General features: G+C 39.1%; 14 protein-coding genes. 8 read left to right on the top strand and 6 right to left on the bottom strand.

The window, feature by feature from the left end; all coding sequences use genetic code 11:
* From P8610_RS16430 to P8610_RS16420, 3 genes are all read left to right on the top strand, one after another.
* Window positions 1–555, top strand: a 555-nt coding sequence (locus P8610_RS16430) for an anti-sigma factor (protein WP_394605295.1), incomplete at its 5' end; no start/stop codon positions are given.
* A 218-nt stretch (window positions 556–773) separates the two neighbouring features.
* Entirely contained in the window at window positions 774–1,328 is a 555-nt protein-coding gene (locus P8610_RS16425; protein WP_394605294.1) for a TlpA disulfide reductase family protein, read from the top strand.
* A 255-nt stretch (window positions 1,329–1,583) separates the two neighbouring features.
* Window positions 1,584–3,005, top strand: coding sequence for an ATP-binding protein (locus tag P8610_RS16420; RefSeq protein ID WP_394605293.1), 1,422 nt, complete (start codon window positions 1,584–1,586; stop codon window positions 3,003–3,005).
* A 307-nt stretch (window positions 3,006–3,312) separates the two neighbouring features.
* Here P8610_RS16420 and P8610_RS16415 read toward each other — a convergent pair whose 3' ends face one another.
* Window positions 3,313–3,948: a CAP domain-containing protein gene (locus tag P8610_RS16415; RefSeq protein ID WP_394605292.1), complete on the bottom strand. Its 636-nt coding sequence runs from the start codon at window positions 3,946–3,948 to the stop codon at window positions 3,313–3,315.
* Between the two features lie 89 nt (window positions 3,949–4,037).
* A complete protein-coding gene (locus P8610_RS16410) occupies window positions 4,038–4,571 on the bottom strand; it encodes a histidine phosphatase family protein (protein ID WP_394605291.1) in 534 nt (177 codons plus the stop codon).
* 124 nt (window positions 4,572–4,695) lie between these two features.
* Between P8610_RS16410 and P8610_RS16405 the strand changes: the two genes are divergently transcribed.
* Window positions 4,696–5,325 carry a hypothetical protein gene (locus tag P8610_RS16405; protein WP_394605290.1) on the top strand — a complete coding sequence of 210 codons (630 nt, stop codon included), beginning with the start codon at window positions 4,696–4,698 and terminating at the stop codon, window positions 5,323–5,325.
* A gap of 214 nt (window positions 5,326–5,539) precedes the next feature.
* Here P8610_RS16405 and P8610_RS16400 read toward each other — a convergent pair whose 3' ends face one another.
* From P8610_RS16400 to P8610_RS16390, 3 genes are read right to left on the bottom strand one after another with little or no spacing between them, the layout of a single operon-like run.
* Window positions 5,540–6,532 (bottom strand): NAD-dependent epimerase/dehydratase family protein, encoded by a 993-nt coding sequence (locus P8610_RS16400; RefSeq protein ID WP_394605289.1) that lies wholly within the window; start codon window positions 6,530–6,532, stop codon window positions 5,540–5,542.
* 12 nt (window positions 6,533–6,544) lie between these two features.
* A complete protein-coding gene (locus P8610_RS16395) occupies window positions 6,545–7,792 on the bottom strand; it encodes an MFS transporter (protein ID WP_394605287.1) in 1,248 nt (415 codons plus the stop codon).
* Window position 7,793: 1 nt separating this feature from the next.
* Window positions 7,794–8,390 (bottom strand): ArsR/SmtB family transcription factor, encoded by a 597-nt coding sequence (locus tag P8610_RS16390; protein ID WP_394605286.1) that lies wholly within the window; start codon window positions 8,388–8,390, stop codon window positions 7,794–7,796.
* A gap of 173 nt (window positions 8,391–8,563) precedes the next feature.
* On the opposite strand from P8610_RS16390, the gene P8610_RS16385 reads away from it, so the two are divergent.
* Window positions 8,564–9,034: a MarR family winged helix-turn-helix transcriptional regulator gene (locus P8610_RS16385; protein WP_394605285.1), complete on the top strand. Its 471-nt coding sequence runs from the start codon at window positions 8,564–8,566 to the stop codon at window positions 9,032–9,034.
* A gap of 40 nt (window positions 9,035–9,074) precedes the next feature.
* Here P8610_RS16385 and P8610_RS16380 read toward each other — a convergent pair whose 3' ends face one another.
* Window positions 9,075–9,242, bottom strand: a complete 168-nt coding sequence (locus P8610_RS16380; RefSeq protein WP_394605284.1) for a hypothetical protein — start codon at window positions 9,240–9,242, stop codon at window positions 9,075–9,077.
* 348 nt (window positions 9,243–9,590) lie between these two features.
* Between P8610_RS16380 and spoIIP the strand changes: the two genes are divergently transcribed.
* The 3 genes from spoIIP (at window position 9,591) to P8610_RS16365 (ending at window position 13,701) form a co-directional block, all read left to right on the top strand.
* On the top strand, window positions 9,591–10,742 hold the full coding sequence (gene spoIIP / locus P8610_RS16375; RefSeq protein ID WP_394605283.1) for a stage II sporulation protein P: 1,152 nt from the start codon (window positions 9,591–9,593) through the stop codon (window positions 10,740–10,742).
* A gap of 535 nt (window positions 10,743–11,277) precedes the next feature.
* Window positions 11,278–12,780 (top strand): cardiolipin synthase, encoded by a 1,503-nt coding sequence (gene cls / locus P8610_RS16370; RefSeq protein ID WP_289496822.1) that lies wholly within the window; start codon window positions 11,278–11,280, stop codon window positions 12,778–12,780.
* A gap of 138 nt (window positions 12,781–12,918) precedes the next feature.
* Entirely contained in the window at window positions 12,919–13,701 is a 783-nt protein-coding gene (locus tag P8610_RS16365; protein ID WP_394605282.1) for an undecaprenyl-diphosphate phosphatase, read from the top strand.
* Window positions 13,702–13,723: the final 22 nt, after the last annotated feature.

The raw sequence follows: 13,723 nt of genomic DNA, 5'->3' as shown, positions 1-13,723 counted from the left end.
TTAGCAAATGTAACCGCGGATCAAGATTTAATGTCAAATAAGCCTAAACTAAGCATCCAGACTGATGGCCCTAGAAAGGAAATCACACCTGCTTATAACAGAAAACCACAAACATGGATGACTGGGGTTCTAGCCGCTGGACTTCTATTATCCTTAGGCACGAACGCTTATTTATATAATGAGAACAACAAAAATGAGCAAGTCATTCAAGAACAGATCAATAAAACATTCAAGACTGTACAGCTAGCTTCAGAAAAAACAAAGTCAACAGGCGTCGCTTCAATGGTACAAGAAAATGAGACCATGAAACTTGTCGTTCACACCCACAACTTAACCCAAGTTAAAGGAACTGAAACGTATCAAGTTTGGCTGATTGAAGGAGATAAACAATACAGAGCTGGAACATTTACACCTGACGAAAATGGCAATGGTGCAGTTGTTTTTCCTGTAACGTTTGAAGGTGAACATCAGTGGGATGCTGTGGCGATCTCTCATGAACCTACTCCAAACAGCAAAAAACCTAAAGGCACTATTGTAATGGCTTCTAACTTATAAAATCCCGGAGAACAACAGCTTAAACATAAGTTGTTGTTTTTTAGTCTTTTATAAAGGCTAATGGCACGCTCACGAACGTCTTGAGAAAGGCGAGCAGATGCCTGAGGAAATTACCTCTTTTAAGGCAACAATAGCTTTTTTGTTACGTTACTTTGCAGTTAGATATAGAAATCCTCTATAATAAAAAAAGTGAATCAACGTGAAATGAGGATTAAACAGTGAAGATAAAATCGATTGTGATCATGCTTATATTTGCGGGATTGATCGGTCTTGCTTTTTATTCGGCTCAAGAGGAAAAGGAAGAGCCCGAAACAGTGGAAAACACAACGGATGAAGATACAGGACTTAAACCAGGAAGTAAAGCGCCTAATTTTTCATTAAAAACGCTGGATGGAAAACAAATTCAATTAAACGATTACCGCGGTAAAAAGGTGATCTTAAACTTTTGGGCAACGTGGTGTCCTCCTTGCAGAGAGGAAATGCCAGAGATGCAAAAGTTTTATAGTGATTACAAGGATAAGAACGTAGAAATTCTCGCAGTAAATCTAGCGTATGCTGAAACAAAAAAAGAAAAAGTGGGCGAATTTGTCGAGAAATATGATCTTTCATTTCCGATTCCGCTTGATGAAAAGAATACGACAGGAAAAAAATATCGAGCTGTTTCGATTCCGACAAGCTACTTTATCGACGAAAATGGAAACATCACAAACTTCCATATAGGTCCTATGGATTATGAATTTATGAAAGCAGAAATAATCAAGATGAATAGGTAAGTATTGTTTTAAAGCCTTTGTAGAAATTTCTCAAAGGTTTTTTATTGTTTTTAATTTCAGGTGAAAACCTTTTACTTCAGAAAGTAATTCAAAAGACCTGTATCAGCAATTTGAAAAAATGGGAAAGTCGACCAATAGGGAAAAGCTATAAATTTGTCGAAATAAAAATATTAGCGAAAAAAAGGATAGGTTGTTTAATTGACGTAACAGCCCAAGCAACCGATTTTGATTCTGTAAGAAGAAGGGGACTACTTAATGAACAAGCAATATGAAGAAGTTGAAATAAAACGTATTGCCGATTTTCATAACACACTTTCCCATTGCCCGATCCATCTGTTTGGACTGAAAAGAGATGGTGAAGGTGACTATAAGTTTACATATTCTGCGGGATCCATGCTTGACGGACTTGGAGTTTCGGTAAAACCCCTGCCAGGAACCAGTTTAAAAGAACTTTATTCAAAAGAATTAATCGCTGAATGGACAGATCAATTGGAAAAAGCTTTTTCAGGTAAGACACAAACCGCAGATATTAATTTAGGTGTAAGGTCAATACGTACAACCATATATCCGGTAATAGGAAAAAATCACGATGTACAGCAGGTTGTGGGTACATCTTACATGACATCAACTACTGATTCAGAGATGACGCAGGACCAAAATTTGAAAAAGTTTAAACAATTGTTTAACCATGCGCTAGAAGCAATTGTTTTGTGCCGATCGAATATGGAGATCGCAGAAGTCAATGACCGTGCATGTGAGCTTCTGCAGCTTTCTAAAGAGGAACTCATCGGAAGAAGTGCTGAAGAATTTTTTGTGAGAAATGGCAGAGCAGCAATCAGAAAAAAATGGGAAGAAGTTTTGCATGGAAAAAAGATTACAGGAGAGTTTCGCTATCGAACTCCTGAAGGTTTTGTAAGAGAAATTGAATACTCCTGTCAAAAAGATATAGTAGACCATCTGCATGTAACCATTTTAAAGGATGTAACAGACCAAAAGCTAACAGAACAAAAATTATTAAAAGCTGAAGCGTTAAATGTTGTAGGGGAGCTCGCAGCTGGCGTAGCACATGAAATTCGAAATCCTTTGACATCGTTGAAAGGTTTTGTTCAGCTTATTCAAAATCAAACCAATGAATTTAACCAATATTTATCGATTATCTTGTCCGAAGTGGATCGAATAGAGCATATCATTAAAGAGTTTCTCGTCCTTTCAAAAAGTAATTCCCAAAACTTTAAAATGGCCTGTATTACCGATATCATTAAAGATACAGTTGATTTATTGAACACACAGGCTATTATGAAAAATATCGAAATAAAAACAGAGCTTGAGGATCAGATGCCGCTTGTTTTTTGTGACTCTATGCAGCTTAAACAAGTGTTTATAAATTTTGTGAAAAACGCGATCGAAGCATCTTCAATTGGAGATTGCGTAAAAGTAAGCCTGAGGCTGTCTGATGATAAGAACAACATTCAAATTCAAGTACGTGACTATGGGTGCGGTATGGATGAAGTCGTTCTTAAAAAAATTGGAAAGCCTTTCTTTACAACAAAAGAAGAGGGTACGGGGCTTGGGATGATGGTAAGCACCAATATTATTAAGCATCATAACGGAAAGCTAGATGTGAAGAGTAAGAAGGGAAAAGGCACCACCTTTATGATTACGATTCCGGTTAAATAAAATGCTGTTTTTTTAAAGTAGTCGATTTCGGATTTTAAGTTGTTCGGCCGTGTGGAATTTGTCGAGTATTGTAGACTCGCGGATAAATGGCAAAAACTTTTGGATTGAGGACCAAATCTCGTGGATAAACAGCAGAAATTTCTGGATTGCGGGCTGAAACTTCTGGATTGGATGAGTTGAATGCCTCACCAGGTACATATAACAACCCGTTTCTGTACAATGATTAAGATGCATTTTTCGTTTAAAGCCACTTGCTTTAGAGCCAATAAAAAAAGCTTTCCCGATTTGGGAAAGCTTTTTGTCGTTATTATCCTTTGAACATTTGAACGAACATTTTACCATATTGTCCACCGTCAACTACACCAATACCAACGTTTGTGTAGTCAGACTTAAGGATGTTTTCACGGTGACCTTGAGAGTTCATTAGGCTAGTGTGAGCACCTTCAACAGAAGAGTTTCCTGCTAGGTTTTCACCAGCTGTTTTATATTCAACACCAAATTGCTTCAACATATCAAATGGAGAACCGTATTTTGGTGAGTTGTGGTCGAAATAGTTGTTGTCGATCATGTCTTTTGCTTTTACGCGAGCAACTTTTGTTAATTCTGGGTCAGCTTTTAATGCTGGTAAACCTTGTTTTTCACGTTCTTGGTTTACTAAATCAAGCATTTGTTGCTCTTGTGCAGTAAGTTCTGCACCTGCTTCAGCTTTTGGTGCTTCCTCTGCTGGAGCTTTTGTTTGCTCTTGCTGTGGAGCTGGTGCTGGAGCTGCTTGTTGTTGTTGTTGTTGTGGTGCTGGTGCCGGAGCAGCTTGAATTTGTTGCTGCTGTTGTGGCTGATTATTATTTGAAGAAGCAAATGGGCATGTAGATGCCGCTTCTGAGATTCCTGCGTTTGCGCCGAATAGGGAAGCGCCTAATACTGATGCTACTACTAATTTTTTCATAAGATGTTTCCCCTCCTAATAAATTATCTTACGTGTACATGTTTCGGGACTTCTGTAGGAGGGTTGGGGGTTTGGAATTAACTACCAGTTTAATGCGCCCACAACTTGGATACATCTTTTAATGACACGTCAATTAGATAAACATCTGGGTTTGATAATAGCTCCCATTCTTTAAAGCCAAATGAAGGCTGGTACAAATTAATCATAAGACTTAACAGATTTCCGTGTGTGACAATCAGTACTGATTGATAAGATTTAGTTTGCAGGTCATTAATGAAGGAAGTAATTCTTTCTTTTGCTTCGTATGTGGACTCACCACCAGGGAACTTTAAATGCTCATCTATATATGTACGTTCTAGATTTGAACGCCAATTTGGATCATCTTCACAAGAAAGGATTCGTTCAGCTAGTCGTTCATCTACCTGTATAGATCGTTCATTTAACTCTGCAAATGGTTTAATGGTGTCTATAGCTCTTTTAAAAGGACTCGAGATGATACAATCAAAGTGCTGACCCTCTAAAAAGGCAGCCAATTCTCTAGCTTGCTGTTCCCCTTCAGCAGTGAGAGGAGCAATGTTTTCCTGACCAGCCGCTTTACAATGTCGTATGGCAATAATCTTCATGTTTTATCCTTCTTTCTAATAAGGTAGGCCTTAAATCAATATAAACAGTTGTTTAATCATTCGAGACGTTAAACCTAAAACCTTCCCGAATACTATTAATGTTGAAACTCGAAGGGAGATTGTCATGTATCCGGAATTAAACCATTTTAAACAAATGAAAAAAGAATACGATATCGATATAGCACGTGCGCAAGAAAAGTGGCAGCAACTACATAAACAAAAAGAATGGTCTTCTAATGAATATGAAGAATTGCTAAACGCTTATGGTGTTAGGAATTCAAAAATTACTATGGATGATCTGACTGAAGCAAAGAATAAGTATCTTTTAGCTATGGAAAAAGAACGAAACGCCATGGAGCATTTGGACGATTTAAAAGACAATCGTGATGACAGATTGTCTGAATATCTAAAAACGGTCTATTCTTCCCGTGACAGAGAACTTGAGACTGCAAAAAACAGTATGGAGAAGAAAATTACTCAGCTAGAGCGGTTAAAAGCGGAATATTTGATGATGGTTCAGCAGATTCAAGAAATACATGTATACCGTCAATCCGTTGAAAAAGAAACAAATGAGGCTATTACAAGTTATCAGCAATCGTATGAACCAAAGGAGATCTTGCCTTTATATCCATCATTGTCGCGATTAGAAATTCCACTATCAGACATTCAGTTTGTCTTCCAAAAAGGGGAGCTTCCTGAACACTTAAACAAATATTTTCATTTTAAAGATGAACAAAAACGTTTTCCGAGATAAAAAAAAGCCATAATCCTATTGATAGGATTATGGTAAAGAAAACCGAACGCATGATGAAGAAATGGGGGGTAGGGAATTGCTCTGCCGGCCTCTTGCCGACAGGAGAGATTTTGTATCTCACAATCCTACTATATGTCTCTAGGGGACAAATGGTATGGACAAGTGCCATGGGCATTCATGTATTTTTAGTTGAAGATGCGAAAAAAATGGAGTTTTATTCTTTCACTTGATCTTTCCATTTCTGCAGCAATTGTTTTTCTTTATCTGGATGCAGCCCAGCTCTCCACTCATCAGGTTTTAGGTTTCTAGCTTGTGACCATTCTGCTGTATCTTGGATGGTTTCTTCTACAGGGCGGAAAATAAGTCCTTTGTTTATCGCCTTAGAGTCATCCGCATAATCTAACCCTCTATATTCATCACTCGCGATCCAGAGGGGGATTTCCATCCACTCGCCAACCTTTTCTTTTAATAAGAACGATTCAGAAACAGGAATAATTCTAGAATTTGCGTGATTCGTTATGCATTTCTTCATAAACTCATTAAAATTGTACCTTCCTCCAACAGCTTGAAAAGTACCGCTCTCTTCATTTTCAGCCATCAAAACAATCCAATTCGCTAAATCGCGTACATCGATGAATCGAACTGTAGGATCATTCATATCTGGGATCAAGATTTCTCCGCCTTGAACACCTCGATCCGGCCAATACGTAAACCGATCAGTATAATCGTTAGGCCCGACAATTAATCCAGGGCGAATAACTAAAGCCTGATTCTGAAAAACTTTAATCACTTCTTGTTCACATGCTGCTTTAAGAGCTCCATAATTTTCACCAATTTCGGTTATATCAGGATCCGCAAGGTCAGCAGTCTTTGCTTCTTCCGTAAGATATCGTACGGATTGATCTTCATAAACGGAAACAGAGGAAACAAAAATGTAAGATTTCGCGTTTTTGTGGAGAGCTTCAGCGGTTTTACGAACTTGTTTCGGGAAGTACCCGCATGTATCAACAACAACATCCCAAGAGTGCTTCTGGAGTAACGATAAGTCCTCATCTCTGTCACCAATGATTTCCTGAATATTTTCCTGACTGCCTTTTTCTGCTGTTTTCCCTCTATGAAACAAAGTAACCTCATGGCTGTTCCTTTTAAAGGAACCTGCTAAATGTTTCCCTAAAAAACGTGTACCGCCAATGATTAATACCTTCATCCAATCCACCACCTATTCCATTTTTCTTAAAGCAGGAAGTTTCCACATGATTAAAACATTTACAAGAATTAAAGAGAGTGCACCGCCAGCCATAATCTTATCGATGGTGAAACCGTATGAAATCAATATGGATGTTGCTGCAAGAGATAATGGGGCGAGACCCATACTTGCCATCGTAAGCAGTCCCATCAAACGGCCAAGCAGTTTTTTATCTACAGAAGACTGTACCGCTGAAATGAGCGGAATGTTTGTAGCAGGGAATGTGATTCCAATAAAAAAGATCGCGAACATGCAAGCGTAAAGAGAGGAACTCTGACTAAACAAGAAAAAGAAAACGTTCATGGTGAAAAGCGAGAGAGTTACCATAAGACCTCGCCTTTTCTTAATGTTTAAAATTCCGATGATCACTGAACTGATAAGCATGCCGGCAGCCATGGACCCTTCAATAAAGCTGAAATCTAATGCGCTGCCGTCGAGAACATTTTTCACAAAGATCGGCAGACCCATCATTAAAGGACCGACAACGAAAACATTTAGAAAAATCGTACTTAAGAATAGTGCTTTTAAAAAAGCAGAACTCTTTACCACATCAAGTCCTTCTTTAATGGATTGCCACATGCCAGACTTTTTTGAACTAGAGCTCTCCGAAGCTGGAACATTGAGCAGGAAGGCAAGAAAAGCAGATAGAAGAAGCATGAATGCAGGAACCCCAAATGAAAGAAAGTAACCTCCACTGCTCGCGACAAGTAGCCCGCCAATCATCGGTCCAAGAATAAGAGAACTCTGCTGAGTGGTTTGAATAACTGAGTTTGCACGTGTTAGCTGGGAATGATCAACGACATTAGGTAATAAAGATCCGTTCGCAGGCCAGACGAAGGCATCAAGTGCGCCAAAAAACAAACCAAAAATGATAAAAGAGAGGAGGGATAGATGTCCTGTTGCGAGCATAATCAACAATCCAACCAATAAAACAGTTCTTAAGAGATTAGAGACGAACAAAATTTTCGTTCGGCTGACTCGGTCTGCTAAAACGCCTCCAATGGCCATAAATAAAATACGAGGCACGTTCGCTGCGATAAATACGATCCCGAGCGACGCTTCTTTGTCGAGAGTCTTTACGACATACCAGCTTTGTGAAAACTGAAAAATAGCGATGGAAAATGAAGAACAAATCGTGATTGCCCATATGAACAAAAAAGAACGCTGTTTAAAAAGAGATCCTTCAATATTTTTATCCTGTACTGTCAGTGCTTGTGTCATTTCAATCAAGCTCCTCTTCTGGATATGGTGTTTCTTTTAGAGGAAATGAGAGCATGAAGTAATGATAAATCTCGCCATCCTCACGTTCATTTTTTTTAAACTCTGAGATTAACTCGGATATTTCTTTTGCTTTTTCATGAAGCTGTTTAACTTGGTCAGAAGACAGTTTCACATGCCTATATCCAAATTTAAGAGGGGAATCTGTATAGGCCAGCACTTCAGGATCCAGCTTGCGAATCATCGATTTAGTTTTATCGAGAGAGACAAGAATGTTTTCCTTTAGCGCATCAGAGAGCTCATCTTTTACTGCATTGCGCTGATCAGGCAAAATTTCAGCTATTGAAAATGACTGAGCTACAGGTCTGTAGAACTTTTGTACAATGCCGTTCTTTTCTTCGGTGCGTTCAACCATTATCAAGCCAACGCGTTCCATTTCTTTTAGATGATAGTGAATTTTAGGGGCAGGTACTTCTAAAAGGTCAGATAGGATTTTTCCAGTCTTTGCTTCATCTAATATCTCCCACAGGATTTTAATGCGAAGCGGGTCAGAAATAACCTTTAGCTGTTCTACTTCACGTATGTGGTAAATTTCTTGCATGTTCAACACTCCTGAAACGTTCAAATTTATTTGAATGTATCATAATGTAATTTTATGCCAATAGTCAACACATTTGCACATTATTTGTAAAAAATAGTTCAAATGTTATGAAAATTCTTGTATAATGTTAGTATAATATTCGCATTTCAACTTAGAGGCTGGAGGTTCATAGTATGGGGAATAAGGATTTGAAATCCTATGTGGAGAGATTGGAAAGAGTACATTATATTGTGTCAAAGCGTTTGCACCCGGAAATTGCAATTGAAAAGGAACTAACGAAAACACAATTCGTACTTTTAAAGACGTTATGCATTAGAAATAAATGGACCGTTTCAAAATTGGCTGATTATATGGGTGTTAAACCAAGTGCGATAACTGTTGGTGCGGATCGTTTGTACAAGCGTGGGTTTGTAAGTCGCTATCGTAGTGAAATGGACCGTAGAATTGTTTATTTAGAGATTACGGACGAAGGACACGAAATTTTAAGAGAGGCTGAAAATGAAAGAGTCGATTCAATAAGCAGTTACCTAAATCATTTGTCACCTGAAGAGTTAGGAATTTTTATTGATATTTATGAGAAGCTTGCGAGTGGAAATCATCATACAGAAACGGATAAGCTTGTATTCACATCACAAACCAGTTGAGTAACTGGTTTTTTTTTGCGCTTAAAAGTATTTAAACATATTAAATAAAATAAAGGGCTTCTTTAGCATTCGTTGTTGCTCTTAAAAGAGATTGATTTCCGCTCCAGGCTGCTCGCTTTCCGCGGGGCAGGCGGTGAGCCCCTTGCCGCTCTGCGCCTTTAAGGGTCTCACCTGACCGCTTGTCCCGCAGGAGTCTCGCACCTTGCACTCCAATCAACTTATCAAAGAAGAGAATTGAACCAATTGCCTCTGAAGCAACAAACTTTTAGGAAAAGAACCATTCAAAAAGATGTGTGCTCATGCGTCTTTTAAGATCCACGTAGCATGCTTTCTTATCCCATACTGGCGATAACTTTCTTAGGTGTTAGGCACACACCTTGCACTCTCCTCTTACCTCTCAATGGGGGCAAATCAAAATAACTTATACCAACTTTTCTAATAGAGATCAATTTTAAAAGCAACGTAATCTCTATTATTTTTTCATAGATTTGATTCTATTTAATTTTTTACGTGCATAGGATGTGATAGAAACGCAAACAGAAGTGGAGGGCTATACATGTTTACCCCGCAATTGAATATGAAACGGTTACCTTTATTACTTGCTGGAGCCATGCTATTTATTGTGATTGCCACTAGCTTTATCACATCTTTTGAGCACAAATACAGGTTGAGTTCTTCAATGATGCACAAATGGCTAACGGAGTTTTCTGGAGAGGCACTGGTCTATTTCATAGGCTGGGAAAACAGATACTTTACGCAAGAACTGCCGAAAGAGAGTGAACCGCCCGCATTGTCGAGTGTATTGTTCGAGCTTACAACAAGCATAAAACCTGGGGACATCCGAAGTCTGCTAGGAAATGAACTGCCAGGATTTGCGCTCTACGATTCCACGATCATTGTCGCTGGGGAAGGAACAGATTATACGAACTTAGCGTACGAGTCACCGCCGCCAATGGAGCTGTTGTTAAGCGGTGAAGAAGCAGAGGTTCAAGACATGGAGCGTTTAGAAGATCCAGATCCGACTGAGCCACAAAATCCGCCAGGACAAACGACGAGCGGAAAAAAGATCGCCTATATCTATCATTCGCATAGCTGGGAATCCTTTTTGCCTCACTTAAAAGGAGTCACAAATCCAGATCATGCCATTCATTCGAAAGTAAACATAACAATGGTCGGCAAAAAGCTAGGAGAGGAATTAGAGGCGAGGGGAATTGGAACGACTGTTGATTATACCAATATGACAGAACTGTTGAAGAAAAATAATACTGACTACCGGAAAAGTTACCCGATGTCACGTACGCTCGTTCAAAGTGCGATGGCGAGCAATCAAGATATAGATCTAATCTTTGATCTGCATCGGGACTCGCTAAGAGGAAAATCCACAACGACTGAAATAAATGGGAAATCTTATGCACGTACGCTGTTTGTAATCGGTACTGCTAATCCTAATTTTGAGAAAAACCAGAAAGCAGCACAAGAAATTAATGCGATTTTAGATAAAAAATATCCAGGATTAAGCCGTGGGGTAATCGGCAAAAACAAAACCACAGGGAACGGTGTCTACAACCAAGACCTATCCGAAAATGCACTTCTCATTGAATTCGGAGGGGTCGACAACAACATGGATGAGCTATACCGAAGTGCTGAAGCTGTAGCTGATGCCGTAGCTGAGTACTACTGGAAGCAAAATGGAGCGAAAGCTGAATAATGTTGAATGACTCCAGAGGTGGTGATAACCTTTGGAGTATTTTTATGTGTTTCTTTTTTTGCGGAAAATTAAAGTGGACAGTAAAAATAGCAGAGTGGACAGTAAATAAGCGAAAGTGGACAGTAAAACTCAAAAAGTGGACAGTATTTTCGTAAAAGTCGACAGTAAGTGCCATAGAGGAGTCTGTGCATAGGAGCAGTTTTATTGTTAATTTGTCCAATTGACTAGTGGATCTGTCCGATTTGAAGTTTAATCTGTCGGATTGGTCACTTAATCTGTCCAATCCAGCCAATAATCTGTCCAATTCAAGATTCACCACCTATTGGCCCCGCAAATTTCCGAAGCGTCTGTATATCAACCCAATGCGTACACAAAAAAACCGTTTCGAATGATCGAAACGGTACTAATTTCATAACTGTCATGATATCTGCAAATCCTAAGAAAAAATGGTATAAAAAGAGAGGTACTTTTGTTTTATTTACAAGGGTAAGGGAATAAAAGAGGTAAAGAGAAGATTTGAAAAAGGAGCTAGTGCATGAAACGAATATGGGAATTTTTCCTCACACTATTGTTACTCGTCTGTTTATACATCGTTTTTTTTGCAGAAGGATATGTAATTATTAAAGCAGCATTCGGGCTCCTTTACATTGCAGTTATTTTGTACACGATTTATTCGTTAATGCTCGAAAACAGAACAGCTCAGCACACGCTTCTATGGATTTATGTTTTGATTCTGTTCCCTTTTGTAGGGTATATGTTTTACCTTTATTCGGGGCAATTGTACTTAAAAGGTCATCTGTTTAAATCGAAAAGAAAAAAAGACAGAGATGAGTGGATCAGGGTTTCTAAGCAAGAAGAGAAACCGGATTTTAGTGATTTGAAAAGGCATCAGCAATGTTTCGCTAAACATGCTCATCACATCACGCTTACTCGTATTAACAGACGCACGGATACGAAGATTTTACAGAATGGTCAAGAAACGTTTCCTGAGATTATTGCACGGTTACAAGAGGCGAAGGAATATATACACATTCAATATTACATCTTTCGCTCCGACCGGCTTGGGAAGGATATTATCGATCTTTTGATAAAAAAAGCAAACGAAGGTGTTAAAGTCAGATTTTTGTATGATGGAATAGGTAGCTTATCGCTTCAACAGCATGATATTGATCGCATGAAAAAGGCTGGTGTTCTTGTAGAAGCATTTTTACCTGTTCGTTATGGATTTTTCAACCAAAAACTAAACTTCCGAAATCACCGTAAAATTATTGTGATTGATGGAAAAATAGGTTTTGTTGGCGGCCTCAATGTTGGTGTTGAGTATTTAGGTGAAGATCCTGATATCGGCTTTTGGCGCGATACGCATATGGTGATGGAAGGAGAAGCTGTTCAAGTTCTGCATGCTATTTTTCTAATGGATTGGGAGTATGTATGCGGTGAGGACTTATTAGAAGATGATCACCTTACGGCAGCACACTCGGCAGAAGGAGACGGCACCGTTCACGTTGTAGCGAGCGGACCAGATACGCAGCTTGGGATTATGAGTGATCTCTATTATTCTTTAATTTCCTGCGCGGAAAAATCCATCTGGATCGCGACACCATATTTCGTTCCGAATGAAGCGATTCGTACAGCTCTTCGTGTGGCTGCCAAAAAAGGTGTTCAAGTTCGGTTGATGGTTCCGGAAATTAACGACGGATTCTTAACTCAATATGCGACCCGCTCTTATTATCCAGAACTTTTACGCTCAGGAATCGAGATCTATTCGTATAAAAAAGGATTTTTGCATCAAAAGGTAATCATTATTGATGGTGATACAGCATCGATTGGTACGGCAAACATGGATATGAGAAGTTTCCATCTGAACTTTGAAGTGAATGTGTTCCTGCTGAATACGTCTTCTGTTAATGATTTGGTTCGACAGTACGAAGAAGACATGGAAGAATCTACAAAAATTCGCCCGGTTGAATTTTATAAAAGAGGGCTTTGGGAAAGAACGAAAGAGTCGTTTTCCCGTCTGTTCTCAGGCGTTCTTTAGAACGGATCGTATCCTTAATACGTGAGTACCGCAGAAACGAAACTGACGAAGAGATTCGCCGCCTATTAGAAAACATAGCATAGAAAACCCCTTTATAGAATAGGTTGTACGAGACCATTTATAGAGGGGGATTTTTTTATGGATTGGCTCGAGGCCCTAATATTAGGTATTGTCCAAGGCTTAACTGAATTTTTACCTGTGAGCTCGACAGGGCACTTGCTCTTAGGAAGACAAGTATTTCAGCTGGAAGAAGCCGGACTGTTCCTTGATAGTATGCTGCATATTGGAACACTGATCGCCGTTATGACTGTGTATGGAAAAGAGATTTTGGAAGTTATAAGAAGACCGTTCAGCAAAATCGGAATCCTGCTCATTGCAGGAACGATTCCAACTGCTATAATCGGACTGGCTTTTAAAGATTTTTTTGAAGAAATCTCTAAAACAGGGATAACCGTCGGATGGGAGTTTTTGCTGACAGGGTTATTGTTATGGTGGGCTGATTCTTATAAACGGAACGGGTACAAAGGAATTGATGACATTACAATACGCGATGCTCTAGTGATCGGAACATTTCAAGGAGCGGCTATTCTTCCGGCAGTTTCCCGGTCTGGTCTCACAATTGCAGCGGCGTTATTTTGTAAAATCAATAAAAAAGCAGCAGCGTACTTTTCATTTTTACTCTCCATCCCATCCATTGCAGGTGGGGTTGTTCTTCAGTCAAAAGATCTTTTCACGGGTGCACAGCCACCGATTTCTTTTTCAGCGCTTGCGATTGGTACGTTAGCATCAGCAATCTTCGGATATATTGCTGTGAAATGGATGATTAAACTTCTGCAAACCGGCACGCTAAAAGGGTTTGCGATCTATGTATGGATCGTTGGAATTGTAGTATTGGTTCTTCAATTTTCAGGAAAAATGTAAAGTATTTGTTAACACTATAAAA

It is taken from the genome of Fictibacillus sp. UD, assembly GCF_043558025.1.
GTDB lineage: Bacteria > Bacillota > Bacilli > Bacillales > Fictibacillaceae > Fictibacillus.
This window is presented reverse-complemented; position numbering and strand designations above follow the sequence as displayed.